Origin of the sequence: Microbacterium pseudoresistens, from assembly GCF_013409745.1 — a bacterium.
Lineage (GTDB): Bacteria > Actinomycetota > Actinomycetes > Actinomycetales > Microbacteriaceae > Microbacterium > Microbacterium pseudoresistens.
On the sequence record NZ_JACCBH010000001.1, the window covers coordinates 597,932 to 622,838 of the forward strand.

The 24,907-nt window shown below is 68.9% G+C and carries 31 protein-coding genes; 8 read left to right on the forward strand and 23 right to left on the reverse strand.

Going from position 1 to position 24,907, the window contains the following annotated elements; genetic code table 11:
* Positions 1–4 precede the first annotated feature (4 nt).
* From BKA02_RS02875 to BKA02_RS02905, 7 genes are all read right to left on the reverse strand, one after another.
* Positions 5–388, reverse strand: coding sequence for a type II toxin-antitoxin system VapC family toxin (locus BKA02_RS02875; protein ID WP_179431129.1), 384 nt, complete (start codon positions 386–388; stop codon positions 5–7).
* Positions 385–636: a ribbon-helix-helix domain-containing protein gene (locus BKA02_RS02880; RefSeq protein WP_179431131.1), complete on the reverse strand. Its 252-nt coding sequence runs from the start codon at positions 634–636 to the stop codon at positions 385–387. The genes BKA02_RS02875 and BKA02_RS02880 overlap by 4 nt, the downstream gene beginning before the upstream one ends.
* Positions 637–703: 67 nt before the next feature.
* On the reverse strand, positions 704–1,720 hold the full coding sequence (gene ccsB / locus BKA02_RS02885; RefSeq protein WP_179431133.1) for a c-type cytochrome biogenesis protein CcsB: 1,017 nt from the start codon (positions 1,718–1,720) through the stop codon (positions 704–706).
* A 9-nt stretch (positions 1,721–1,729) separates the two neighbouring features.
* Complete coding sequence (gene resB, locus BKA02_RS02890; RefSeq protein ID WP_179431135.1) at positions 1,730–3,487, reverse strand: cytochrome c biogenesis ResB family protein; 1,758 nt, start codon at positions 3,485–3,487, stop codon at positions 1,730–1,732.
* Positions 3,468–4,229 (reverse strand): cytochrome c biogenesis protein CcdA, encoded by a 762-nt coding sequence (locus BKA02_RS02895; protein ID WP_179431137.1) that lies wholly within the window; start codon positions 4,227–4,229, stop codon positions 3,468–3,470. The genes resB and BKA02_RS02895 overlap by 20 nt, the downstream gene beginning before the upstream one ends.
* Positions 4,226–4,864, reverse strand: coding sequence for a TlpA family protein disulfide reductase (locus BKA02_RS02900; protein ID WP_343045325.1), 639 nt, complete (start codon positions 4,862–4,864; stop codon positions 4,226–4,228). The genes BKA02_RS02895 and BKA02_RS02900 overlap by 4 nt, the downstream gene beginning before the upstream one ends.
* A gap of 166 nt (positions 4,865–5,030) precedes the next feature.
* The gene (locus BKA02_RS02905) at positions 5,031–5,435 is read right to left on the reverse strand and encodes a MerR family transcriptional regulator (protein ID WP_179431141.1); all 405 of its coding nucleotides are present in this window, start codon (positions 5,433–5,435) and stop codon (positions 5,031–5,033) included.
* Positions 5,436–5,485: 50 nt separating this feature from the next.
* On the opposite strand from BKA02_RS02905, the gene BKA02_RS02910 reads away from it, so the two are divergent.
* Positions 5,486–6,385 carry an NAD(P)/FAD-dependent oxidoreductase gene (locus BKA02_RS02910; RefSeq protein WP_179431143.1) on the forward strand — a complete coding sequence of 300 codons (900 nt, stop codon included), beginning with the start codon at positions 5,486–5,488 and terminating at the stop codon, positions 6,383–6,385.
* A gap of 113 nt (positions 6,386–6,498) precedes the next feature.
* Here BKA02_RS02910 and BKA02_RS02915 read toward each other — a convergent pair whose 3' ends face one another.
* The 4 genes from BKA02_RS02915 to BKA02_RS02930 form a co-directional block, all read right to left on the reverse strand.
* Positions 6,499–6,705 (reverse strand): helix-turn-helix domain-containing protein, encoded by a 207-nt coding sequence (locus BKA02_RS02915; protein ID WP_179431145.1) that lies wholly within the window; start codon positions 6,703–6,705, stop codon positions 6,499–6,501.
* Positions 6,705–7,181 carry a DUF2975 domain-containing protein gene (locus BKA02_RS02920; RefSeq protein WP_179431147.1) on the reverse strand — a complete coding sequence of 159 codons (477 nt, stop codon included), beginning with the start codon at positions 7,179–7,181 and terminating at the stop codon, positions 6,705–6,707. Before BKA02_RS02920 ends, BKA02_RS02915 begins: the two co-directional genes overlap by 1 nt.
* Before the next feature lie 174 nt (positions 7,182–7,355).
* Positions 7,356–7,979 carry a histidine phosphatase family protein gene (locus tag BKA02_RS02925; RefSeq protein ID WP_179431149.1) on the reverse strand — a complete coding sequence of 208 codons (624 nt, stop codon included), beginning with the start codon at positions 7,977–7,979 and terminating at the stop codon, positions 7,356–7,358.
* A 3-nt stretch (positions 7,980–7,982) separates the two neighbouring features.
* Positions 7,983–8,426 carry a DUF5684 domain-containing protein gene (locus BKA02_RS02930; RefSeq protein WP_246285961.1) on the reverse strand — a complete coding sequence of 148 codons (444 nt, stop codon included), beginning with the start codon at positions 8,424–8,426 and terminating at the stop codon, positions 7,983–7,985.
* 106 nt (positions 8,427–8,532) lie between these two features.
* Between BKA02_RS02930 and aspS the strand changes: the two genes are divergently transcribed.
* Positions 8,533–10,311: an aspartate--tRNA ligase gene (aspS, locus tag BKA02_RS02935; protein ID WP_179431151.1), complete on the forward strand. Its 1,779-nt coding sequence runs from the start codon at positions 8,533–8,535 to the stop codon at positions 10,309–10,311.
* 19 nt (positions 10,312–10,330) lie between these two features.
* Entirely contained in the window at positions 10,331–10,846 is a 516-nt protein-coding gene (locus BKA02_RS02940) for a GNAT family N-acetyltransferase (RefSeq protein WP_179431153.1), read from the forward strand.
* 124 nt (positions 10,847–10,970) lie between these two features.
* On the opposite strand, the gene BKA02_RS02945 is transcribed toward BKA02_RS02940, so the two are convergent.
* Complete coding sequence (locus BKA02_RS02945; RefSeq protein WP_179431155.1) at positions 10,971–13,493, reverse strand: bifunctional lysylphosphatidylglycerol flippase/synthetase MprF; 2,523 nt, start codon at positions 13,491–13,493, stop codon at positions 10,971–10,973.
* A 49-nt stretch (positions 13,494–13,542) separates the two neighbouring features.
* Positions 13,543–14,853, reverse strand: coding sequence for an alpha/beta hydrolase (locus tag BKA02_RS02950; RefSeq protein WP_179431157.1), 1,311 nt, complete (start codon positions 14,851–14,853; stop codon positions 13,543–13,545).
* Between the two features lie 182 nt (positions 14,854–15,035).
* Between BKA02_RS02950 and BKA02_RS02955 the strand changes: the two genes are divergently transcribed.
* Positions 15,036–15,218 (forward strand): YegP family protein, encoded by a 183-nt coding sequence (locus BKA02_RS02955; protein WP_179431159.1) that lies wholly within the window; start codon positions 15,036–15,038, stop codon positions 15,216–15,218.
* 77 nt (positions 15,219–15,295) lie between these two features.
* On the opposite strand, the gene BKA02_RS02960 is transcribed toward BKA02_RS02955, so the two are convergent.
* The 9 genes from BKA02_RS02960 to BKA02_RS03000 all read right to left on the reverse strand — a co-directional run bounded on the left by BKA02_RS02960 (position 15,296) and on the right by BKA02_RS03000 (position 20,349).
* On the reverse strand, positions 15,296–16,051 hold the full coding sequence (locus BKA02_RS02960; RefSeq protein WP_179431161.1) for an amino acid ABC transporter ATP-binding protein: 756 nt from the start codon (positions 16,049–16,051) through the stop codon (positions 15,296–15,298).
* Positions 16,048–16,794: an amino acid ABC transporter permease gene (locus tag BKA02_RS02965; RefSeq protein WP_343045326.1), complete on the reverse strand. Its 747-nt coding sequence runs from the start codon at positions 16,792–16,794 to the stop codon at positions 16,048–16,050. The genes BKA02_RS02960 and BKA02_RS02965 overlap by 4 nt, the downstream gene beginning before the upstream one ends.
* A gap of 72 nt (positions 16,795–16,866) precedes the next feature.
* On the reverse strand, positions 16,867–17,688 hold the full coding sequence (locus tag BKA02_RS02970; RefSeq protein ID WP_179431165.1) for a transporter substrate-binding domain-containing protein: 822 nt from the start codon (positions 17,686–17,688) through the stop codon (positions 16,867–16,869).
* Between the two features lie 148 nt (positions 17,689–17,836).
* Entirely contained in the window at positions 17,837–18,139 is a 303-nt protein-coding gene (locus tag BKA02_RS02975) for a Dabb family protein (protein ID WP_179431167.1), read from the reverse strand.
* Complete coding sequence (locus BKA02_RS02980; protein ID WP_179431169.1) at positions 18,136–18,456, reverse strand: glutaredoxin family protein; 321 nt, start codon at positions 18,454–18,456, stop codon at positions 18,136–18,138. Before BKA02_RS02980 ends, BKA02_RS02975 begins: the two co-directional genes overlap by 4 nt.
* Entirely contained in the window at positions 18,453–18,767 is a 315-nt protein-coding gene (locus tag BKA02_RS02985; protein WP_179431171.1) for a rhodanese-like domain-containing protein, read from the reverse strand. The genes BKA02_RS02980 and BKA02_RS02985 overlap by 4 nt, the downstream gene beginning before the upstream one ends.
* Positions 18,768–18,867: 100 nt before the next feature.
* A complete protein-coding gene (locus BKA02_RS02990) occupies positions 18,868–18,966 on the reverse strand; it encodes a 30S ribosomal protein bS22 (protein ID WP_003792170.1) in 99 nt (32 codons plus the stop codon).
* Positions 18,967–19,083: 117 nt separating this feature from the next.
* Complete coding sequence (locus tag BKA02_RS02995; protein WP_179431173.1) at positions 19,084–19,275, reverse strand: helix-turn-helix domain-containing protein; 192 nt, start codon at positions 19,273–19,275, stop codon at positions 19,084–19,086.
* Between the two features lie 117 nt (positions 19,276–19,392).
* Positions 19,393–20,349, reverse strand: a complete 957-nt coding sequence (locus tag BKA02_RS03000) for a TetR/AcrR family transcriptional regulator (RefSeq protein WP_179431175.1) — start codon at positions 20,347–20,349, stop codon at positions 19,393–19,395.
* Between the two features lie 125 nt (positions 20,350–20,474).
* On the opposite strand from BKA02_RS03000, the gene BKA02_RS03005 reads away from it, so the two are divergent.
* Together BKA02_RS03005 and BKA02_RS03010 are read left to right on the forward strand one after the other, a co-directional pair.
* The gene (locus tag BKA02_RS03005; protein ID WP_179431177.1) at positions 20,475–21,389 is read left to right on the forward strand and encodes an ATP-binding cassette domain-containing protein; all 915 of its coding nucleotides are present in this window, start codon (positions 20,475–20,477) and stop codon (positions 21,387–21,389) included.
* Positions 21,386–22,195: an ABC transporter permease gene (locus tag BKA02_RS03010; protein ID WP_179431179.1), complete on the forward strand. Its 810-nt coding sequence runs from the start codon at positions 21,386–21,388 to the stop codon at positions 22,193–22,195. The genes BKA02_RS03005 and BKA02_RS03010 overlap by 4 nt, the downstream gene beginning before the upstream one ends.
* Positions 22,196–22,216: 21 nt before the next feature.
* Here BKA02_RS03010 and BKA02_RS03015 read toward each other — a convergent pair whose 3' ends face one another.
* Positions 22,217–22,630, reverse strand: coding sequence for an ArsR/SmtB family transcription factor (locus BKA02_RS03015; protein ID WP_179431181.1), 414 nt, complete (start codon positions 22,628–22,630; stop codon positions 22,217–22,219).
* Positions 22,631–22,708: 78 nt separating this feature from the next.
* On the opposite strand from BKA02_RS03015, the gene BKA02_RS03020 reads away from it, so the two are divergent.
* Entirely contained in the window at positions 22,709–24,139 is a 1,431-nt protein-coding gene (locus tag BKA02_RS03020) for a TrkH family potassium uptake protein (protein WP_179431183.1), read from the forward strand.
* Positions 24,132–24,803 (forward strand): potassium channel family protein, encoded by a 672-nt coding sequence (locus tag BKA02_RS03025; protein WP_179431185.1) that lies wholly within the window; start codon positions 24,132–24,134, stop codon positions 24,801–24,803. The genes BKA02_RS03020 and BKA02_RS03025 overlap by 8 nt, the downstream gene beginning before the upstream one ends.
* Positions 24,804–24,907 lie beyond the last annotated feature (104 nt).

Sequence of the window (24,907 nt, forward strand, 5' to 3'; positions counted from 1 at the left end):
GACGTCACCCCCGAGTGAAGGGCGCTGCCAGGTCGGGGAACATCGGGAAGTGCTTTACGTTCAGGGTCGCCAGTCGGGCTCCAGCCGTCTCCGCGGTGGCCGCGATCAAGTAGTCGGCCGTGCCGATGCCGGAATGACTCCGATGGAACTCGCGGCGAAGATCGCCTGCACGGCGGGCGATGAGCTCACCGATCGGAATCGACGGGATCGCGTGGAGCAGCGTCTGCACCTCTCGTCGCTCAGCGCTTCGCATGCCTCCGGTGATCTCCGCGATCGTCACGACGCTCATCGCCAGCGAATCGCGACCCGCAGCATCGCGCAACCAGGCGTGCGCTTCCGGAACGCCGCGAAGATGAGCGATCAGCACATCCGTATCGACGAGGATCATCCCACGGCCCACACGTCATCGAGATGACGATCGCGCTCCGTGGCTCCTCTCTCAGGGACCTCGATGGCCAGCGCTCCAAAGGACGCATCGATAGCACCGAGGAGCGCCGCGGGACCGATGTCCTCGCCGATGAGCGCCCGATCGAGGAGACGACGGATGATCTCAGCGCGCGGGACACCCGCATCCTTCGCCAGACGGTCGAGTTCTTTCGTCTGGCGATCCTCAAGGTAGATGTTCGTCCGCCGCATACATCGCAATATACACCGCGTGGCGGACACGCGGGTCTTCCGGTACTCGCACAGCACCGGAACCGGGTCAGCTCAGGCCGGAGTAGACGTGCAGACCCTTGAAGAAGAGGTTCACGATCGTGAAGTTGAACAGCACGGCGGCGAAGCCGACGATCGACAGCCACGCCGAGCGCGTGCCGCGCCAGCCGCGCGTCGCCCGTGCGTGGATGTAGCCCGCGTAGAGCACCCAGATGATGAAGGTCCACGTCTCCTTGGTGTCGAAGCCCCAGTACCGGCCCCAGGCATCCTGCGCCCAGATCGAGCCGGCGATGAGCGTGAACGTCCAGAGGATGAACCCCACGGTGGCGAAACGGTAGGCGAGGCTCTCCAGTCGCACCGACGACGGCAGCGTCGTGAGGAAGCGCAGCCCCTTCTTCTCTGCCCCGGCCACCACGAACCGTTCCCTGCGGTGCTGCAGGAGCTGGAGCACCGACAGCGAGAACGCCAGCGCGAAGAACGCCGTGCCCAATGTCGCGACGAAGACGTGGATCACGAGCCACACGCTCTTGAGCGGGTCGGCCAGCGGCACGACCACGACGTAGAAGTTGGTGGCGGCACCGCCGAGCAGCACCACGACGAGGCCGAGGATGAACGTGCCCAGGTACTTCAGGTCCAGGCGCACGTTGACGGCGATGTAGACGGCGATGATGAGCAGCGTTCCCGTCATCGCGAACTCGTACATGTTCGACCACGGCACGCGCCCGGCGGCGACCCCGCGCAGCACCTCGCCGCCGAGGTGGAACAGGAACCCGAGCACGGTGAGCGACATGCCGATCCGCGCCATGACGAAGCGGGGCTTGGTGCCCGCGCCAGCACCGGCACCGGCGCCCGCGACGGATGCGGACGCATCCTGCCGCGCGGGTGCCCCGGATCCGACCGCTCCGACCGCAGCGCCGACGAGGGTGGGTGCGGCCTGTTCCCCGTATCGGGCGTCCGTCGCCACCTGGGAGCGCCGGGCGAGGTCGAACACGTAGGCGACGAAGGCCGCCGCGTAGATCGCGATCGCGGTCCAGATCAGCAGCACCGACAGGGAGTCGAGGTCCATGGGCTCATTCTACTTTCGCGGTGTCTCGGGGTTCGGGGGTGCTCCGTCATGCTCGTCGGGCGGGACCGGCCTGGTGCGTCCATCGGCGTCGAGCAGGCGGGCGTGACCCGCGGCGAGCTCGTCGACCGCTGCACGCAGCGTGGGATCCTCGCCGCGCGCGAGACCTGCGTACTCCAGGCGCACACGCCCGTCGACGACGGCGGCCTTCACCCACATCCGGCGCCGGGGCACGAACAGCGCGAGCAGCAGGCCGAGCACGGCCAGCACGGCGAACACGAGCACCCACACCGCCGAGGCGTCATGGTGGATCTGCAGCGACACGTAGCGGCGCACCGACTCGGAGTAGCCGTCGGATCCCTCCGGAGCCTCGTTCTCGAAGGTGACCGATCCGATGCCGCCTGGCAGCGAGGCCGTCTCGCCCGGGGCGAGCTCGATCGAGTCGACGCCCGTATCGCCGCCGGTCAGCTGGGTCATGCCGGTGGGATCGAGCACGTAGACGGAGCGGGGCGTGCCGTCGTCGATGCCGAGGTCGCCGGAGTAGACGTTCAGCGTGAGGACGGGGTTGACCAGCTCGGGGAACGCCGAGGTGAGCGCGCCCGATTCCAGGGGCGCGGCCGTCGGGTAGAAGAAGCCGATCATGCCGAGCTGCTCGGGCAGTCCGTCGGGAACTTTCACGACCCCCAGCGAGGTCATCGTGCTGTTGTTCTGCGGCAGGAACGGCACGGGCTCGTGGAACACGACGTCGCCCTCGGCGTCGCGCACCGTGATCGTGGGGGCGTAGCCGTTGCCGAGCAGGTAGATCTTGTCGCCCGCGACGTCGAGCGGATGGTTCACCCGCACCGCCTCCTGCCGCGGCTCGCCGCCTGGTTCGGTGATCGTCACGTTCGCGGAGAAGTCGCCGGCCTGCCCCTGGGCCTTGGATCCGAACGGCTGATAGGTGACGTCGAAGGAGTCCAGCGTCATCCGGTACGGCGAGAGCGCGCCGTCGGCGACGAAGCGCCCGCGGTTCATCGAGGAGTAGTCCAGCAGCGTGTTCACGAAGCTCGTGCCCTCGATCACGACGCGCTGGCCGGTGTATGCGAAGCCGCCGCCGGCGCCCACGACCACGAGCACCCCGAGGATCGCGAGATGGAAGAGCAGGTTGCCCGTCTCACGGGCGTAGCCGCGCTCGGCCGAGACCGAGAAGCCCCGCGCGTCGTCGTAGCGCTCGACGCGGTAGCGCAGCGCCTTCAGCTGCTTCTCGGCGACGTCGATCGTCGCGGCGGCCGCCGTCGCCGCATCCGCCCCGGCGACGAAGCGCTCGGTGGAGGTGTGGTCGTCGAGCCGCTGCAGCCGCACGGGTGTGCGCGGCGGGCGCGAGCGCAGCGCCGTGAGGTGGTGCTTGATGCGCGGGATGACGCATCCGATGAGCGAGAGGAACAGCAGCAGGTAGACCGCCGAGAACCACGCCGACACGTAGACGTCGAACAGCTGCAGGGCGTCGAGCACGGGGAACAGATCGGGGTTGTCGCTCTGCCATTGCGTGACGCCGTTGGGGTCGGCCATCCGCTGCGGGAAGATCGAGCCGGGGATCGCCGCAATGGCGAGGATGAGCAGCAGCACGAGCGCCGTGCGCATGGAGGTGAGCTGACGCCAGCCCCAGCGCAGCCAGCCGGCCACGCCCAGGCGCGGCGACTCGATGCGCTCCGCGGAGTCGATGTGGTCGCCGGGGCGCAGCGGATCGGCCGCGCGGTTCTGCGCGTCGTCGTCAGAGGGGGAGGTCGACACTGAGCATCACCGCCCCCAGCCGAGACATGACGTCGGTCCAGACGCCGGTGACCATGAGCACGCCGAGCACGATGAGCAGCGCGCCTCCGATGATGTTGACGGTGCGCACATGACGGCGCAGGAACCCGATGGAGCGGGTCGCCCAGCCGAAGCCGAGCGCGACGAGCAGGAACGGGATGCCCAGCCCCAGCGAATAGGCGACGCCGAGCAGGCCCGCGCGCCACGGATCGCCGAGGTTCCAGGCGACCGCGGTGATCGCGGTGAGCGTCGGGCCCATGCACGGCGTCCATCCCAGGCCCAGCGCGATGCCGAGCAACGGCGCGCCGATGAGCCCGGCGCGGCCGGTGAGGTTGATCCGGATGGTGCGCTGGGCGAAGCCGAACAGCCCGATGAACACGAGCCCCATGAGGATGATGACGGCGCCGAGGATCCGGGTGATGAGATCTCCCCAGCGCGCGAAGAACATCCCCGCCGCTCCGCCGATGATCGTCAGCAGCACGAAGACGAGCGTGAATCCGGCGATGAACAGGAGCACGCCGAGCACGAGGCGCCGCCGCGGAGGCGCGGCCGGATCCGCCGACCCGCGCCCGGCCACACCCGACACCGCCCCGCCGAGATAGCCCAGGTATCCGGGCACCAGCGGCAGCACGCAGGGCGAGAGGAACGAGATGAGTCCCGCGAGCATCGCCACCGGCAGGGCGAGCCACAGCGCGCCGAATCCGACGAGGGCGTCGACGTTCACGCCGTCTCCGCGAGGGCGTCCTTGATGAGCGTCGACAAGATCGAGGGCTCCTCGAGCTGGCCGACGATGCGGGCGGCCACGCGGCCCTGCTTGTCGAGCACGAGCGTGGTGGGCGTGGCCTGGATGGTGGTGGCCTGGGCGAAGGCGAGCTTGGCGTCGCCGGTGTTCACGTCGATGATGCTCGGGTAGGTCACGCCGTACTTCTCGGCGAACGAGCGCGCGGTGTCGGCCTGGTCGTACGTGTTCACGCCGACGAACGAGACGTCCTGATCCGCGAACTCCTGCCAGACGCTCTCGAGGTCCGCGGCCTCCACGCGGCAGGGGCCGCACGTCGCATACCAGAAGTTCACGACGACGACGTCTCCGGCGACCTCGGTGCTGTCGAAGGCCTCGCCGCTGTCGAGCGTGCCTCCGAAGTCGACCGGGTCCTTGCGCTCGTCCGGCGTGATCTCGTCGACGCGGAGCCCCGCCGAGCCGATGTATCCCTTGCTGTCGCCGTCGAGGTACTGCTGGGCGACGGGGTCGTTCGCGCACGCCGAGAGCCCTGCGGCGAGCGCGAGGCCGAGCACTGCCGAGACGGCGCGCGTCGCCCGGGGTCGCCCGACGCCGCGCGGGGTGCGGGGGCTGCGGAACACGCTGTGAATCCTACGACCGATCCCTATGGACGAGCGGAGAGGCTGGTTCCCGTCCTTCTCCTCCCCCTCCCCCGAGTGCACGGCTTCTCGCCGAGTGCACGGATTGTTTCCGCGAACACGCCGCGCATTGGGTGACATGCCGCGCACTCGGCGAGGAGACGGTGGGTCACATCGCCGCGAGCACGTCATCGACCCCGGCCCGGAAGTTCGGGCAGGCGAGGATGTCATGAGCACGGCATCGCAGCGCGTGCTCCGTCATCTCCCGGGAGCGGCGCATGTCGTCCATCCGCCGGTCGAGATCGGCCAGGTGCTCATGCAGCACCGCGTGCCTACCTGCGCTCCCGTCGTCGAGGAGCACCGCGATCTGCTCCAGGGTCATGCCGGCGGCCTTGCTGCGCCGGATGATCGCGACGCGCACGACCTCCTCCTCGCCGTATCGCCGACGTCCCGCGGCGTCCCGCTCCGGATGCAGCAGTCCGACCGACTCCCAGTGCCGCAGCACGTTGGTCGGCAGATCGAAGCGTGCGGCGACGTCGCCGACCGACCAGGGATGCGTCTCGCTTGACTTCATGTTGACATGAAGTCACACACTTCCAGAGAACACAACTCATCGGAGGATTCATGTACGACGCGATCGTCATCGGCGCAGGCCCCGCCGGCCTGCAGGCGGCTCTCACCTTCGGACGCATGCATCGCGACGTCCTCGTGCTCGACAGCGGCGAGTACCGCAATGCAGGCGTCGCGCACATGCACCACGTCATCGCGAATGACGGCACACCGCCCGACCGGTTCCGCGCCGTGGCGCGCGATCAGTTGCGGGAGTACTCGACGGTGCAGATGCGGGATGCGGCAGCCGCGTCCGTCTCGGCAGTCGACGGAGGCTTCCGGGTCGCCCTCGCCGACGGCGAGGAGGAGACGTCTTCCCGACTGCTGCTGGCGACAGGGCTCGTCGACGTGCTGCCCGACGTCCCCGGACTCGCCGGTCTCTGGGGTCGTCGCGCCTTCATGTGCCCGTTCTGCGACGGCCACGAGTTCACCGGCCGGCGCGTCGGCATCCTGGGGGCGGAGCGCGCGGAGCATCTGGTCGCGCTCCTGAGCGCCATCGGCGCGGAGCTCATCGTCATCCCGACGGGGGCTGCCGCCGACGCGGCGCTCGCCGCCGGCCTGCGTGAGAAGGGTGTGCCGGTGCTCTCGGGCACGGTGACAGCGGTGACCGCGTCGGGCGACGGAGTCCACGTGGAGACGACGAACGGTCCTATCGAGGTCGACGGGCTGTTCGTCGCCGAGGGCACGACGCGCCAGCGTGCCCCGTTCGCGGATCGACTGGGCCTGCGGATGCTGCCGTCGGGCGCGATCGAGATCGACGAGTTCGGTCGCACCTCGCTCGCCGGCGTCTCGGCCGCGGGCGATCTCGCCCACCGTGCGACGCTTCCCGGCGTGGTCGCCTCGGTGGTCATGGCCGCGGCCGCGGGGCAGATGGCCGCATCCGCGCTCGTGCAGGAGCTCGCCACCGCATCCTGAATCCCGATCCCAAGACCAAGCCCCTCCCGAGTGCGCGGGATCTCACCGACTGCGCGGCTTGTGCCCGCGAACAGGCCGCACATTCGTCGGGATGCCGTGCACTCGCGGGTGCCTCAGTCGGGTTCGTAAGCGAGCAGGTCGCCGGGCTGACACTCCAGCGCACGGCAAATCGACTCCAGCGTCGTGAAGCGCACGGCCTTGGCCCGCCCGCTCTTGAGCACGAAGAGATTCGCCGGCGTGATGCCCACCCGGTCGGCCAGCTCCGCGACCGACATCTTTCGTTTGGCGAGCTCGACGTCCAGGTTCAGCACGATCGGCATCAGATCACCTCGGCTAGATCCTGCTCCAGGCGCGTCGCCGTCACGAGCAGCCCGCGCATGATGACGACCAGTAGCGCCGCGGCGAACGAGCCGAGCATGCCGCCGCCGAGCACGAGCACGTTGCCGGGGGCGAGCGCGTCGTTGGCTGCGCAGAGCACGAGCGCCGCGAGACTGAGCACCGCGAACGCGGCGAGCGCGGCGATCACCACATCCACGAAGCGGAATGCGCTGCGCCGGAAGACGCGGCCCGCGGCGGCCATACTCGACAGGGCCCACAGGCAGACGAGCACGATCTGCGCGCACAGCACCATGAGCACGGGGCCGACGACGCCGACGACCTCGAGGTGCGCCAGGAACGGATAGTGCACGGCGACGTCTCGCGCCAGGGAAGGGATCACCCAGACCTGCACGAGCACGCTCACCGCGAAGAACAGTGCGAGTAGCGCCTGCAGCAGCCACACGACGGATCTCGCCACGATCGACTCCTATCGTTTTTCAATACTCTACTATCGAAAAACGATAGGAGAAAGTCGTGAATGCGCCGCGCGATGCCCCGAGTGCACGGCTTGTCACCCAGTGCACGGGTTCTTCACGTCGATAAGCCGCGCACTCGGCGGGATGCCGTGCACTCGACGGCGCCGGAGCGGCCGCTACACGGCGCCGAGATCCACGCCGGCGGCGGCGGGCTCGGCGTAGTCGACCTCGCGCCAGCCATCGGCGTCGCGCGCGAACGAGGTGATGCTCGACAGCGCGCAGCGGCGCGTGCGCGGATCATGCCGCAGCGGGCGTCCGGCCACGGCGAGATGCGTGATCCAGATCGGCGCCTGATGCGAGACGAACACGACGTCGCCGCCATCGATCGCATCCCAGGCCTCGTCCATGGCGGCGTGCATCCTCGCGACGATGGATGCGTACGGCTCTCCCCAGCTGGGCAGCGAAGGCCGCCGCAGGTGCCGCCAGTTCGCCGGGTTGCGCAACGCGCGGCGCATCTGCGTGCCCTCGAAGACGTTGGCCGGCTCGATCAGCCGCTCGTCGCGCCGCGGATCCAGCCCGTACGCGCGGGCGAACGGCTCGGCGGATTCGATGGTGCGCTCCAGCGGCGAGCACCGCACGGCGACCACGGGTCGGCCGAGGCGCGCGATGTGATCGGCCGCGGACTGGGCCATCGCCCGCCCCGCCTCGCTCAGATGGAAACCCGGGAGGCGTCCGTAGAGCACGCGGGTGGGGTTGTCGACCTCGCCGTGCCGGACGAGGTGCAGCCGTTCCGCCGGCACGGGTCAGGCCCTGCGGTACTTCGCGCTGCCGAAGCCGATGATGAAGTATCCGATGATCGGGATCAGCCACAGCAGGAAGAACGAGAAGGCACCGCCCTTGCCGAATCGGTCTCCGAGCTTCACGGCGACGATGATCGCGAAGACGATGTTCACGAACGGGATCAGGTAGAGCAGCACCCACCACCCGGACATCCCGGCGATCTTGATGAGGAAGATCGCGTTCACGATCGGGATGATCGCGAGGATCCCGGGGTAGCCCGCCTTCGAGAACACCCGCCACATCGCGATCACGGTGAGCACGTAGATCGCCAGCATGATCAGCGAGCTCGTGCCTGTGAAGATCGCGGAGACGGCGTCGTTGATCACGGTGTCGCCGCCGGTGGCCGAGGGGACGAGAGCGTGCAGCGAGGCGGGAAGCATCGTTTCCTCCAGGAGTCCGACCGGCATGACGCCGGGAGCATCGAGTCTACCGATCGCTCCCCCCGCGGGTTCGGCGCCGGCGCCACCGTAGAATGGGCGGATACCCCTTTTCCCCGATCAGAAGGACTCTTCCGTGCTTCGCACCCACACGGCAGGCTCGTTGCGAGCCGAGAACATCGGTCAGACCGTCACCCTCACGGGCTGGGTCGATCGTCGTCGTGATCACGGAGGAGTCGCCTTCATCGATCTGCGGGATGCGTCTGGTATCGCCCAGGTCGTCATCCGCGACGAGGAGGTGGCGCATCCGCTGCGCAGCGAGTTCGTGCTGAAGGTGACCGGCGAGGTCTCGCAGCGCCCCGAGGGCAATGCGAACCCGAACCTGCCCACCGGCGACATCGAGGTCATCGCAACCGACGTCGAGGTGCTGAACGAGTCCGCTCCCCTGCCTTTCCAGGTCTCCACCGGGCTCGGCGATGGCGAGGCCGTCGGCGAGGACGTGCGGTTCAAGTACCGCTATCTCGACCTGCGCCGCCCGGCCGCGGCATCCGCTCTTCGCCTGCGCTCCAAGGTCTACAAGGCGATCCGCGACGAGCTCGACCGTCGCGAGTTCGTCGAGGTCGAGACGCCGACGCTCACGCGTTCGACCCCGGAGGGCGCCCGCGACTTCGTCGTGCCGGCGCGTCTGCATCCCGGCAGCTGGTACGCACTGCCGCAGAGCCCGCAGCTGTTCAAGCAGCTGCTCATGGTCGGCGGCATCGAGAAGTACTACCAGTTCGCCCGCTCGTATCGCGACGAGGACTTCCGTGCCGACCGTCAGCCGGAGTTCACCCAGCTCGACATCGAGATGAGCTTCGTCGACCAGGAGGACGTCATCGAGATGATGGAGTCGCTCGTCGTCGCGATGTGGAAGACGATCGACGTCGACGTGCAGACGCCGATTCCGCGCATCACTTACGCCGACGCGATGGCGAAGTACGGCTCCGAGAAGCCCGACCTGCGCTTCGGCCTCGAGCTCGTCGAGGCGACGGAGTACTTCTCGGAGACGACGTTCCGCGTGTTCCAGGCAGAGTACGTCGGTGCGGTGCGGATGCCGGGCGGAGCCTCGCAGCCGCGCAAGCAGCTGGATGCGTGGCAGGACTGGGCCAAGCAGCGCGGCGCGCGCGGGCTCGCCTACGTGCTGTTCCAGGAGGACGGCACCCTCGGCGGACCGGTCGCCAAGAACCTGTCCGAGAGCGAGCAGGCAGGTCTCACCGCCCTCACCGGCGCAGAGCCGGGCGACTGCGTCTTCTTCGCGGCTGGTTCCGCCAAGGACTCGCGCGCCCTGCTCGGTGCGGCACGCGTCGAGATCGGGCGTCGCCTGGGCCTGCTCGACCCCGACACGTTCGCGTTCACCTGGGTCGTGGATGCCCCGATGTTCGAGCCGGCGGCGGATGCCGTGGCCTCCGGCGACGTCGCCGTGGGCGCCGGCGCCTGGACGGCCGTGCACCACGCGTTCACCGGCCCGAAGCCGGAGTTCGAGGACACCTTCGACACCGACCCCGGGTCGGCCCTCGCCTACGCGTATGACATCGTCTGCAACGGCTCGGAGCTCGGCGGCGGGTCGATCCGCATCCATCGCGAAGACATCCAGAAGCGTGTCTTCGAGGTCATGGGCATCTCCGACGAGGTCGCGCAGGAGCAGTTCGGCTTCCTCCTCGACGCCTTCACGTTCGGCGCCCCGCCGCACGGCGGGATCGCGCTGGGCATGGATCGCGTACTGCAGCATCTGACCAAGACCGAGTCGATCCGCGAGGTCATCGCGTTCCCGAAGACCGGCAACGGCTTCGATCCGCTGACCAGCGCTCCGGCGCCGATCACGGACGCGCAGCGCGCGGAGGCCGGCGTCGACTTCGTCGCCGACGACGAGGCGTGATCGCCGCCGGAGGGAAAACATGCTCGCCGATCTTCAGCTCCCGGTGACGCTCACTGTCCGCACGGGATCAGTTCTTCTGCGCCGGGCGACGGTGGACGACGCCGACGCGATCATCACCCTGCTCGCCGACGACCCGATCAGCGCCGCTCGCGGCGATGTCGCGTCCGACGTCGATCGCGAGCGGTACGAGCGCGGCTTGGCCGAGGTGCTCACGGCCGACGGCAACGATCAGCTCGTCGTCGAGCGCGAGGGGGCCGTCATCGGCATGTTCCAGCTCACCCGCATCCCCGGCGTCTCACGGCGCGGCGCCACGCGCGTGCTCGTGGAGGCTGTGCGCGTGCGCACCGATCTGCGTTCGGACGGCATCGGCTCGGCCATGATGCGCTGGGTGTCAGACGTCGCCGCCCCCGCACTGGATGCGCAGATGGTGCAGTTGACCTCGGATGCCGCCCGCGTCGACGCGCATCGCTTCTACGAGCGGCTGGGATACGTCGGCTCGCACCGCGGCTTCAAGCTCTCCGTCCCCGCCCACTGACCGGCGCCGCGCATCCCGGCCACCCTCTGGTCTGGGGCGGATACTCGCGTTCGGGGCGGGTGATGTACGCCCCGAACGCGAGAACCTGCCCCGAACCTGGATGATGGAGGCGGGATGGAGCGAGCTACTGAGTGAGCGTCTTCGCCAACGCCAGGTACTCCTTCGGCGAGACCTCCGGCAGGTAGGCCTTGCCGATCGCGAGCCCGATCGCGGGCAGCTGTGCGGGGTCCGCGTACGCCATGTAGATGGTGTGGTACTCCGGGTTGAACTTGCTCTTGAACTTGAACAGCGACGAGAAGCCGTAGGCGGGCTCGAGCGCGTTCGCCAGCCAGCCGAGCAGGCGCGTCATGACGGTGGGTTCGGGCGCCTCGGCGCCGTCGGCCAGCGGCTTCTCCGCCAGCGGAGCGCCCGACAGGCTGAACGCCTCGACCCCTGCCTCCTTCATCCGGAACGCGGCGGAGGCGATGACGTACTCCATGACGCCCGACATCGACTCGTCGCCGCGGCGCATGAAGTCGATCGTCCAGGCGACGATCCTGCCGTCGCGCCAGGCCGGCAGCCAGCTCGTGATGGCCTGCAGCCGGCCGTCGGGGCCGAACGCGAGGTAGAGCGCGACGTCGGGATCCTTCAGCTCCTCCATGCCGCCGAGCGTGAAGCCCATCTCGGGCAGCTCCTTCTCGGCGACCCACTGCTCGCTGAGGGCCGTGATCTCCGCCGCCGTGGATGCGGGCAGGTCGGCCCAGCTCGACCACAGCGTGGTCAGCCCCTCGCGCTCGCCCTTGTTGTAGGCCTGGCGCACCTTCGCCCACGGTTTGCCCGTCAGTTCGAAGTGCTCCAGCGGGACGACGGTCTCCTCGCCCACCGACATGTGCTGCCAGCCGAACGACTCGAAGACGGGCAGGAATCTCTCGTGCGCGCTGTAGAAGACGGGACTCCACCCCTGACTGTCGCAGAAGTCCACGAACCCGCGGATGGTGGATTCGGCGTGCGCGTCGTCGGCGACCGGATCCGACATCGTCAGTGCGATGCCGTTGATCACGCGGTAGGCGACCGCGCCGGTGCCGTCGTCGGCGAACCAGTAGTCATTGCCGGGCCAGGTGCCCATGAACCCCAGCGTGCCACCGCCGCCGGACTTCAGCAGCGCACGGAACCGCGCCTCGCCCTCGGCGTCGCGCGCCGACGCCGTCGCCCGGTACAGCAGCAGCAGGGCGAGGATGAAGACGATCCAGAAGATCACGCCCACCCACTGGTGCGCGAGGAGGGCGAGCCCCTCGATCGGCACGACGCGGGCGGGCACCGCCTGCAGCAGCCCGGAGGGCACGAAGCGGCGCACCGTGTCGGCGAGGATGTCGCCCGGCGTCACCGGCAGCAGGAACCCGCCCGCCGAGGCGAAGGCGGTCACCGCGTACGCAGCACCAAGCACGAGGAACGCGCCGAACACGGTGAGCGCGAACCGGCGGGCCGCCGGCCGGGGCGCGCGCACCTGGAACCGGTGCCGCGTGATGAGCAGGAGCACGATCATCGCGACGGGGACGAGCACCGCCACGACCGAGGTGACGGCGAACTCGGGATCGACGATGTCCCGTGTCGCCTCGTCGAGCAGGCCGACCGTGCCCAGGGCGACGGCGGTGAGGATCGCCACGACGACGTTCACGACGATGCCCAGCATCCACGCGGCGCGGCGTCCCGTGCGCAGCCCCCACGCCGCGATGAGGCTGAGCACGAGCGGAACGAGGCTGAGCAGGAACGGGCCGGGACCGGCCGTGAGCGCGAGCCCGACGTCGGCCGTGCACCGTTCCGAGAAGTCGTCGGTGCAGCGCTGCAGCACCGCGTCGACGTCGACGCCGCGGAACCCGGTCACGGCGAGGGCGAGGGGACCTCTGCCCACCCCCGAGATCAGCACGATCAGCGGTCCGAGCCCCGTGACGGCGACCATCGCGGCGACGATCGTGCGCGTCTCCGCGTACGAGCTGCGCCGCCATGCCCCGCGAGGAACGCCACGTGCGATGACCATGCCCGTCAGCAGGCCGATCACCGCGGAGAACACCCGGTACAGGCTGTCGGAGTCGCCCGCGTAGAGGGCGAACATGAGCAGCAGGGCGAATCCGATGATGCGGATGCGCCGACGGAACAGCGCCGGGGCCAGTGCGCTGCCCGCCATGATCACGCCGACGACGCCCACCGCCGGATCGAGTGCGAGTTCGACGTTGAGCTCGAGCCCCCACCACGACCCCGCCTGAGCGAGGAGCATCTCGACGCCGATGCCCGCAGCGAACCCGAGCACGCCCGCGACGAAGAACACGATGACCGCCCGGATCGTGCCCAGCAGACGCTCCGCGTAGGCCATGGCCGTAAGCACCAGCGCGATCGTCAGCACCGCCTCGATGGCGGAGTCCGGCACGAGCAGCGCCGTCAGCAGCGTCCACCACCACCCGGAATCCACGGTCCCCGCGGGGCCGGCCGCGAGCGACAGCGGGAATCGCCCCCACAGCGTGCCGAAGCCGATGCCGGTGCCCAGCAGCACGAGCGCGAGCAGCACGGTGAACGGATGCTCGCGCAGGTATCGCCCGACGGCCGACGTCCGGCGCGGCGACGCGGCCTCCGTGGCGGGGGCGATCCTGTTCGCCGTGCCGGCGTCGTCGCTCATGAGTGCCTTTCGTCGGAAGATCTGTGGCTCGTCGCGATGTTACCGGGCGTCACCCGGCCGGCGCGGACAGGCCGAGCCGCGGGTACAGAACGCCGAAGGCGAAGGGCAGCCCGCCGTTGAGCGCCGTGACCACGTGGTCGGCGCCGGCGATGATCTGGAAGGTCGTCGTGAATCCGGCGGCCTGGGCGAGCTTCGCGCTGCTCCTGGCCCCGGGGATGTAGGCCGGGTCGTTCTCGCCCACCGTGAACACCGCGACGTGGGAGTCGTAACGGCCCTTGCCCGCCGCCAGCACCGCATCCGGCTTCGCCGCCGCATAGGATGCGGAATCCCCTCCGAACACCTCTCTCAGCACGGTGTCCTGCTCCTCCGAACCGGGGAACTCCTCGCCCGAGATGCTGATGATGTTCCCCCAGATCTCGGGGTGCTTACCCGCCCATACCAGAGCGCAGGCGCCGCCGTTGGAGTAGCCGCCGATCGTCCACTGCGCGTGGTCGGAGACGACGGGGAGGTTCGCGGAGATGAAGGCCGGGATGTCGGTGTTGAAGTACGTCGAGACGCCGCCGTAGGTCTTCGAGTCGACGCACGCGGGGTTGGCGTCGGGGTTGCCGAGCTGGTCGGCGACGATGACGATCGGGGCGAGGCCCTTGTTCTTCGCCGCGAGGCCGTCGAGCGCATCCTGCACGAAGGAGGGGTCGGGGTTTCCCGGCTTGCCCATCATGAACACGACCACCGGCAGCGCCGGCGGCTCGGCGACGAGGGCGGCCGGGGGCAGATAGACCGACGCGTCGCGCGCGACGAAGCCCGCCGACGACGGGATGGCGTGCGTGCCGCTGAGCTGGCGCACCTGTCCCTTCGCGGGCAGGTCCGACGGCGGCGTCCACGACGCGTACAGCGGCCCGGTCGGGCTGATCGACGGATTCGGCCCCGGCAGGTCATCGGCCTCCTGCAGTGAGGAGATACCGAACAGCGAGCCCAGCGTGCGGTCGATGCCGAACAACGCGTTCACGCCGAGGAAGGTGGAGATGAGCACCAGGATGACCGTGACGATCGCGACGATCTTGCGCCATGCCCGCGAGTCCCACAAGCTCACGATGGCCAGCCCCAGCGCGGCGAAGCCGGCGGCGATCCACCACACCGTGCCGCGCGGCGTCGTCCCGCCGAACGCCTGTGTGGCATCGACCACCGTCACGAGCACCACCCCGATCAGCGCGCCCGCGAGGATGCCGATGGCCGCGCGCAGCATCCACCGGGAGGTCGGGCGACGGAGGAGAAGCACGAGGACCAGGAGCGCGGTGACGCCCCACACGATGGAGGGGAACGGGCCGTCGACGACGTCGATCCGGAGCAGCCAAGGGGGCATCGCGGCTCGCTTTCCTGTGGTCGTGCCGGTGCGCCCAGCATAGGGCGCGTGGACCTGCTTTCCGGGCAAGCTTCACGCAATGCGCGCCGGCTGCGAAATCGCCCTTCCGCACCCGAGCCCGTGCTCGCTAGCGTGAACCGTAGACGGATCGCATCTGACCGCACCGAACAGGAGGAATGACGATGGCAGGAAAGTTCGAGCTCTACCAGGACAAGGGCGGCGACTACCGCTTCCGGCTGAAGGCCGCCAACGGAGAGATCGTCGCGACGGGCCAGGGGTACGCCTCGAAGTCGGGCGCGCTCAACGGGATCGACTCGGTGCGTCGCAACGCTGCGGATGCCGAGGTCGTCGAAGTCGACGACTGAGCGCGCGCCGGCCTTCGCCGGAGCTCACCGAGATGCGACCGGGCACCCGCCGGGGCCCGGTCGCATCCGGAGCGCCGTCAGAGCACGCGGGACAGGAAGTCCTTCGTGCGCTGATGCTGCGGGTTCGAGAGCACCTCGTGCGGGTCGCCCTCCTCGACGATGTTCCCGCCGTCCATGAAGATGAGGCGTGATCCCACCTCACGCGCGAAGCCCATCTCGTGAGTGACGACGAGCATCGTCATCCCCTCGTCGGCGAGCGAGCGCATCACCTGCAGCACCTCACCGACCAGTTCGGGGTCGAGCGCCGAGGTCGGCTCGTCGAAGAGCATCATGTCGGGATTCATGCACAGCGCCCGAGCGATGGCCACGCGCTGCTGCTGACCGCCGGAGAGATGGCTCGGGTAGGCGTCGGCCTTCTCCGCCAGTCCCACCCGGTCGAGCATCTCGCGCGCGACGCGCTCGGCCTCGCCCTTCGGACGCTTCTTCACGCGCCGCTGGGCGATGGCGAGGTTGCCGAGCACCGTCATGTGCGGAAAGAGGTTGAAGCTCTGGAACACCATCCCGATGCGGGTGCGCACCCGGTCGATGTCGGTCTCCGGATCGGTGATGTCGATCCCCTCGATGAGGATGGATCCGCCGGTGGGCTCCTCGAGCAGGTTCACCGACCGCAGCAGCGTGGACTTGCCCGATCCCGAGGGGCCGATGATGCACACGACCTCGCCCGCCTGCACGGTGAGGTCGATGCCCGAGAGCACCTCGTTGTCGCCGAAGCTCTTCACGAGCCCCCGCGTCTGGATGGCCGGAGCCTGGATGTCGATCAGATCGGCGCTCATCGTTCCCTCGCCATTCTGCGCTCGAGCCACGCGGTGAAGCGCGTGAGCGGGATCGTGACGACCAGATAGAGGATCGCCGCCATGATGAGCGGCGTCGCGTTGGCGTACATGGTGTTGGCGTCGCGCGCGAAGCTGGTGAGCTCCTTCGACCAGATGAAGGTGCCCGCGATGAACAGCAGCGAGGTGTCCTTCAGCAGCAGGACGAACTCGTTGGTGAGCGGCGGGATGATGATGCGGAAGCCCTGCGGCAGCACGATCCAGAACATCGTCTTCATCGGCGACATGCCCAGCGACCGCGACGCTTCGGTCTGCCCCTTGGGCACGGCCTGGATACCGGCCCGGATGACCTCGGCCATGTACGCCGACGCCACCAGGATGAGCCCGATCAGCCCCGCACCAACGGGGCCGCCCGGCGGTTTGATCCCGAAGGCGATGGGCAGGATGAACGCCATCGCGAAGATCGTCAGCAGCGCGGGCAGCCCGCGGAACAACTCGATCCATGCGGTCGCGAACCACCGGAAGGGCGCGATGATCGACAGCTTCATCAGCGCGAACACGATGCCCAGCAGCAGACCGCCGGCGAAGGCGATCAGCGTGAACAGGATCGTGTTGCGCAACGCCACGAGGATGATGTCGGGGAAGAGCTTGGCAGCCACCTCGAGGTTGAAGAACTGCTTGCTGATCTTCGCCCAGTCGGTGAAGACCGCGATGAGGATGACGAGCAGGACGAACAGCCCATACATCGAGAAGCGGTACAGCCTGCTTCTGGTTCTCCGTTTCAGCGCCATCGCCGCGGATCCCGTTCGCCCGCGCGACTACTTCGCCGAGAAGTAGGTGTCGTAGATCTTCTGGTAGTCCCCGCTGTCGCGCAGCTCCTCGAGCGCCTTGTTGACCGCCTCGCGCAGAGCGTCCTTCTCGCCCTTGGCGAAGGCGAAGCCGTACTGCTCGTCGGTGTTGTACTCCTCGACGATCTTGTAGTTGGAGTCGGCCTTCTCGTGCTCGACGTTCACCGGCTGGTCCTGCAGGATCGCGACGATCTGGCCGGCCTGCAGCGCCGGCCACAGCTCGGCGTCGCCCGGGTACTGCACGAGGGTGGCGCCCTTGGCGTTCTCGGTGGCGTAGCTCTCGCCTGTCGTGCCTTGCTGCACGCCGACGTTCTTGCCGGCGAGGTCGCCGATCCCCTTGATACCCGAGTCGACGCTGGTCAGCAGCGACTGCAGCGAGTCGTAGTACGGGTCGGAGAAGTCGATGTTGGCCTTGCGCTCCTCGGTGATCGTCATGGCGGATGCACCCATGTCGCACGTGCCGGCGATGAGCGTGGTCCCCGACTGCAGGCCGTCGAAGCTGACATCCTGCACGGCGAGCTTCAGGCCGAGCTTGTCGGCGATCGCCGCGGTGAGGTCGATGTCGAAGCCGGTGTAACCGCTGCCGTTGTCGCCGCCCTCCATCTCGAAGGGCGGATAGGGCACCTCGGAGCAGACCGTGAGGGTGCCGGCCTCGACGAGACCGTAGTCGTCGCCGGCCGTGGCATCGCCGGACCCGGAACCGGAGCCGGTGTCTCCGGCACATCCGGAGAGGGCGAGAGCGGCGGTCGCCGCGAAGGCGAGGCCGAGAACGAGAGAGGGGCGACGGGTCATGACGGTCTCCATTGACGAAGGACGGTGCGCGGTCGGGTGGATCGCGCGCCTCACGGGTTGTGGATTCATCATGGCATGCCGCGGGCGTCCCGCCGAGGCTGCGCGCATTGCGGACCGATCACGATCCCTGGGTGACCGGATCCCGTGCTCAGATCCGGATGTCGACGGCAGCGCGTGTCGAGACCACGGAGCGCATGTACGCGACGACCTTCTCGTGCTCGGGATGCACCTGATAGCGCTCGAGGGCGTCGACATCGTCGACGTCGACGATGAGCACGAGGTCCCAGTTGGCATCCGGGTACTCGGAGTTCGGGCCCACCGACAGTGCACGGATCTCGGGGACGACACCATCCAGCGCCGTCAGCAGACGTGCGCCCTCGCGCGCGTGCTCGGCGCGCTCCTCCGCCTCGTCGGCGGCCATCCGCCACATCACCACGTGCCTCAGCGTCATCGCGCACCCTTCTGCGTCTTCTGGTCCTGTGTCGTCGCGCGCTGTGCGATCTCCGCCCCGGCCCTTTCGCCCAGCGCGCTGCGCAACCGGTCGGGCGAGACGCGCCAATGCGCGTGCAGCTCGCCGTCGATCAGCACCACGGGGATCTTCTCCCACCACTGCGCGTGCAGATCGGGGTCGTCGAGGATCGAGAGCTCGGTGATCTCGATGTCTTCGGCCAGCGCATCCGGCAGATCCGCGATCACCGCGTCCACGACGTCCGAGGCCACCTCGCACAGGTGGCACTCGGGCTTGCCGATGAGCGTGAGCGCGATCACGGCGTCTGCGGCGACGCGGGCGTCTCGACGGCGCGCCCCTGGGCGACCCATTCGGCGGTGCCGCCTTCGACGTTGGCCGCGTCGTAGCCGCGCGCCTCCAGCGCCTGCACGACCCGCGCGGATCGACCGCCGAGCTCGCAGATCACGGCGAACTCTCCGTCCGGCAGCTCGTCGATCCGATCCAGCACCTCGCGCATCGGTATGTTCACGGCACCGGGCACATGACCTCCGGCGAACTCGTGCGGCTCGCGCACATCGATGAGCGGCGCTCCGTGACGCTCGGCCAACTGAGCGGCGGTGATCGACTTCATGTCACGATCCTCTCACGACGCCCGTCGGCGAAAGGCGCCCGGCAGCACGAAGCGCCCCGGCGACCGCGGACGGTCGGGGGCGCTCGGTGACTTCCGCCGCTTACTTCTTGTTGCGGCGCTGGTGGCGAGTCTTGCGAAGCAGCTTGCGGTGCTTCTTCTTCGCCATGCGCTTGCGGCGCTTCTTGATGACAGAACCCACGGAAACCTCACTAAGTCAGGGGCTGGGCGCCGTCTCGTCGCGGCACCCGGGATCGGGCACGGAAAATGCCTCAGAGCAGTTTACCCCATGCCCGCAGGGGCATTGTTCGGGCAGGCGTCAGCCGACGTCGGCGATGGGGCGCTCGAGCGCCTCTGTCACCGCGGACTCGGGAACGCGGTAGCTGCGGCCGAAGCGGATCGCGGGCAGCTCGCCGGCGTGCACCAGTCGGTACACGGTCATCTTCGACACGCGCATGATCTCGGCGACCTCGGCCACCGTCAGAAAACGCACATCCGGCATCTCCGGCATCCCCATACCCTTCTCGGCCCCACGAGCACGCCGCGCCCGATGCGCCGCGTATCGATCACCCCACTGTAGAGGTTCTCTGCGACGCGTGTAAACCGGTGTGACTGCTGTGAGATACGCTCACTCGGCCGCGGCTCGGCTGGCCCGTCCGGTCTTCGCCAGCCGTTCGAGAGCCTCCCTGTGCGCCTGGCGCTCGGCCTTGCGCGCCAGACGCAGCGCCTTCTCCGCCTCTCGCACGGCCTTCTGCGCCTCCCGATAGCGCTTGTCACCGCCCGCCTCGGCGGCATCCAATCCCACCCATTCGGGTGCCATGTCGCGCGCGTCGCCGCGATCGAGAGCGTCGATGTAGAGCGCGACGCCGTCGAAGATGCGCTCGAGCGCAAAGCGGAAGGGATCGCCCGTGGCGGTGAAGACGCCCGCCTCGATGGCACGGCGCAGCGCCGGGAACTCATCGGCCGTGATGACCCGGTCGAAGAGCGCAGCCTCGCGCTCGGACACCTCCTGCGGAGACAGGCCCGACGTTCGCGCCTGCTCGTCGTAGCCTGCGAGCACCATGCCGTACCACCGCGCCTCGCCCGTGACGGCCAAGGCGACCGCGAGCCGCTCCTCGTCGGTGAGCGGTGTGTCGCTCAGCGCCTCCAGACCGGCGTCGATCCACGCCGAGCTGTTCGGCGTGATGGGGGATCCGGTGATGGGAAGCGACAGGATCCACGGATGGCGCAGGAACACCTGCACCTGCGCCTCGAACAGCACCCCGAGCTTCGCGCGCCACCCTTCGTGTTCGCGATGCTCGTCGGGCGGAACACCGGTCGCCTCCTCCTGCATGAGCAGCAGCAGGTCGTCCTTCGCCGTGACGTAGCGGTACAGCGACATCGGCGTGTACCCGAGCCGCGCGGCGACGGCGGCCATGGACACCGCGCCGATGCCCTCGGCGTCGGCCAGCTCGACCGCGGCGTCGACGATCCGCTCGACGCTCATCTCACGCTTGGGTCCGCGCTGCGGATTGGCTGCCACACCCCACGCCAACGCGATGCCACGGGGCAGCTCGGGCAGCTCGTCGTTCTCGACTGCGCTCATCCCTTCATCCTAGACGCGTGTATTAGATAAACAGTATGTTATTGTCATACACAGTTGTTATAGCCGTACACAGTTCAGCCGCACAGAGTCTCGCTTCACCGACGGAGCTTCACGAAAGGGATCCCATGACGACATCCGCCGTGCACGTCGAAGGACTGCGCAAGTCCTTCGGCCGCCACCTCGTCCTCGACCAGGTGGACCTCGACGTCGAGAAGGGCGAGGTCTTCGCGCTGCTCGGCCCCAATGGGGCGGGCAAGACCACCGTCATCAACATCCTCACGACCCTCATCTCCCCCGATGCGGGCACGGTCAGGGTCGCGGGCTTCGATGCGCGCACCCAGCCGGATGAGGTGCGCCGCCGGATCACCCTCACCGGACAGGCGGCGGCCGTCGACGAGGGGCTCACCGCCACCGAGAACGTGATCATGTTCGCCCGTCTCGCCGGCATGGGGCGCACGGCCGCAGCCCGGTGCGCCACCGAGCTGATCGCGCGGTTCGACCTCGTCGAGTCCGCGGGGCGTCTGGTACGCACCTTCTCGGGCGGCATGCGGCGGCGCCTCGACCTCGCCCTCAGCCTCGTGATCGCCCCCGAGGTGCTGTTCCTCGACGAGCCGACCACGGGTCTGGACACCCGCAGCCGCCGCGCGCTGTGGGACATCATCCGCACTCTCGCCGCCGCGGGCACGACGGTGTTCCTCACCACGCAGTACCTGGAGGAGGCCGACCAGCTCGCCGATCGGATCGCCGTGCTGCACGAGGGCCGCATCGTCGCCCGAGGCACCACCGCTGCCCTCAAGGCGCGCATCGGCGGCGACACGGTAGAGCTGCACGACGCCGACGGCGAGCTGCTGCAGGCCATCCCCACCGACGGATCCGTCTCGGGCCTGCGCCAGGCGCTCGATGTCCTCGACGAACGCGACGCCGACGGTGTCGTCACCCTGCGCAGGCCCTCGCTCGACGACGTCTTCCTCAGCCTCACCTCGCCCACCCCGGCGGGCGCCCAGCTCGCTGCCCGCCCCGCACTGGAGGAGATCGCATGAGCACCGCGCCCGCCACCCGCCCCGCACCGGCACCCGTCCGGCCCCGGCTGAGGGGCATCACCGCCGAGTCGGTCTTCGTCGAACGCAGCCTTCGTCAGTCCCTGCGCGACGGGGAGTCGCTGCTCATGGCCGTGATGCTCCCCGTGATGCTCATGCTGATGTTCACGTGGGTGTTCGGCGGGGCGATCGATCCCTCGGGCGCGTACGTCGACTACGTCGTACCCGGCATCATCCTCACCTGCGCGGGTTTCGGGGCCTCCTCCACGGCGGTGTATGTCGCCGGCGATATGCAGGGCGGCATCATCGATCGCTTCCGCACCATGCCGGTGCGCTCGAGCGCCGTGCTCACCGGGCACGTCGTGGCGAGCCTGCTGCGCAATCTCGTCGCCACCGCGATCGTCGTCGGCGTCGGCGTGCTCGTGGGATTCCGACCCTCGGCGGATCTGGCCGGCTGGGTCGCCACCGGGGCGCTGATCGCCCTGTACATCCTCGCCCTGACATATCTGTTCGCCGCCATCGGCCTCGCCGCGGGCAGCCCCGAGGGCGCCAACGGGTACGGGTTCATCCTGCTCTTCCTGCCGTACCTGTCCAGCGCCTTCGTCCCCGTGGAGAGCATGCCCGTCTGGCTGCAGCCGGTCGCCGCGCACCAGCCGATCACGCCCATCGTCGAGACCATCCGCGGATTCCTGATGGGCACCCCGCTCGGCACCGAGCCGTGGTTCGCGCTGGGCTGGTGCGCCGTGATCCTCGTGTTCGCCGTCGTGTGGGGCGGCTGGCTGTTCCGTCGCAGGGCGGGACGGCGCTGACGAGCCGCTGGGGCCCGTGCGCTAAGCGCCCAGGCGCTTGAGGGCGCTCTGCACCGCGTGCTTGGCGGATGCCGCGGCGCGGCCGACGACCTCGGCCGCGTGCGCGGCGCCGTCGGGCAGCACGGACACCGTCACCAGGTCGGGCGCGGAGTCGCCGTAGGCGTCGACGAGGAAGGGCACGAGCCAGTCGTCGACCTGCTCGAGCGGACCCACCGCGAGGCTGTACAGCCGGCGCTGGCCGTCTTCGCGGACGGTCACGAGCTCGGCATCGCGCAGCACCTTCAGGTGCTTGGACACGGTGGGCTGGCTGATGCCCAGTTCGCTCACGATCTGCGACACGGCCGTGCCCGCATCCTCATCGGCCGATCGCTGGAGCAGGAGCTGGAGGATCTCCCGCCGGGTGCCGTCCGCGATCACGTCGAAGATGTCGGTCATGGCATAAGGGTAGCCGCGACCGGAGCGGAGTACCATGACGAGGGCTCCGCGCGGGCGGGGCGGTGGAGGGACGAGTCCATGGCGCGCACGCGGAGTTCGCGGTCGTTCGGCGACACCGCGCGCGACATCGTCCGCTTCGGCAAGGAGTTCCCCACCTCCTCCCCCTCGCGCTTCGCGATCGTCGTCTTCTCCGGACTCATCCTGCTGTTCACGGCGCTGCTCTCACTGCCGCTGGCCAGCCGCGACCACACCGTCACGCCGCTCGCCGACGCGCTGTTCACCGCCGTCTCCACGATCTGCGTGACCGGACTGAGCGTGGTCGACATGGCCACGCACTGGTCGCCGTTCGGCATGGTCGTGATCTTCATCGGCGTGAACATCGGCGGGCTCGGCGTGCTCACCCTCGCCTCGGTGCTGGGCCTTGTCATCTCCAAGCGGCTGGGCCTGCGCGCCAAGCTCATCGCCGCCGGCGACAGCAACCCGCTGCGCGCGCACGGCGGCGTCGTCAACGAGGGCCAGACGGTGCGGCTGGGCGAGGTCGGGCAGATGCTGCGCACGGTCGCCGTCTCGGCGTTCGTGATCGAAGTCGCCCTCATGCTGCTGCTGTATCCGTCGCTGGTGATGGCCGAGGTCGATCCGCTCGTCGCCCTCTGGGAGGCGCCCTTCTACGCGGCGATGTCGTTCACCAACACCGGGTTCACCCCGAACCCCGGCGGTGTGCTGCCCTTCGCCGACGACTACCTCGTGCTCATCATCCTCATGGCGGGGGTGTTCCTGGGCAGCATCGGCTTCCCCGTCATCTACAGCCTCGCCAAGCACGTCTGGCATGTGAAGGCGTGGTCTCTGCACAGCAAGCTGACCCTCATCACGACCGTGCTGCTGTTCGTGCTCGGCGCCGCGGTGTTCCTGCTCCTGGAGTTCGACAATCCGCGCACGTTCGGCTCGATGGATGCCGGCGACACGACGTTCCAGGCCTTCTTCCTCTCTGCCATGACGCGATCCGGGGGCTTCTCGGTCGTGCCGGCCTCCGACCTCAACGGCTCGTCGCAACTCGTGGCCTGCATGCTCATGTTCGTCGGCGGCGGGTCGGCATCGACCGCCGGCGGCATCAAGGTGACCACGCTCGCCGTGCTCGCCCTCGCCGTGTTCTCGGAGGCGAAGGGCCGCCCCTCCGTCCAGGCCTTCGGCCGCCGCATCCCCAGCGACGTGCAGCGCGTGGCGCTGAGCGTCGTGGCGTGGGGCGCGACCATCGTCGCCGTCGCGACCGTCGCGATCGAGCAGATCACCAAGGCGCCGGTGATCGACGTGCTCTTCGACGTGATCTCGGCCTTCGGCACGGTGGGGCTGTCGACGGGCGTCACCGAGTCTCTGCCCGACCCTGCGGTCTACATCATGGCCGCCGCGATCTTCATGGGCCGCGTTGGTACAGTGACACTCGCCGCGGCGGTGGCCGCGACATCCCGAACGCAGCTGTACTCGCTGCCTGTGGAAAGGCCGATCGTTGGTTGAAGTGCTGCGCAGCGATGCGCCCGTCCTGGTGATCGGACTCGGCCGGTTCGGCGCCGCCTGCGCCGGCGAGCTCGACCGGCTCGACCGCGAGGTGCTCGCCGTCGACGACAACCTCGAGCTCGTGCAGAAGTGGTCGGATCGCGTCACGCACGCCGTGCAGGCCGACGCGCGCGACATCGACGCGCTGCGTCAGATCGGCGCGCAGGACTTCCAGGTCGCCGTGGTGGCGGTGGGATCGCTCATCGAGGCATCGGTGCTCATCACGGCCAACCTCGTCGATCTGAAGATCCCGCAGATCTGGGCGAAGGCCGTGACGCAGTCGCACGGCAAGATCCTCGCGCGCGTGGGCGCGAACCACGTGATCTACCCCGAGCGCGAGGCCGGGGAGCGCGTCGCGCACCTCGTGAGCGGACGGATGCTGGACTTCATCCGCTTCGACGACGACTTCGTGCTCGCCAAGATGTACCCGCCCAAGTTCATCCGCGGCGTAGGCCTGAACGAGTCGGGGGTGCGCACCAAGTACAACGTGACGGTCGTGGGCGTGAAGAGTCCCGGCAAGCCGTTCCGCTACGCCGAGGCCGCGACGGTCGTCACCAATCACGACCTCATCATCGTCTCGGGCACCAACAGCGACATCGAACGGTTCGCCTCGCTCGACCGCTGAGCGCGACATCCGCCGATCCACAGGGCCACGGCTCGTCCCCCACGCGTGGACGCGGTACGCGCGTAGAGTCGGAGCAGCGACGGCGCCGGCGCGTCGTCGCCGGA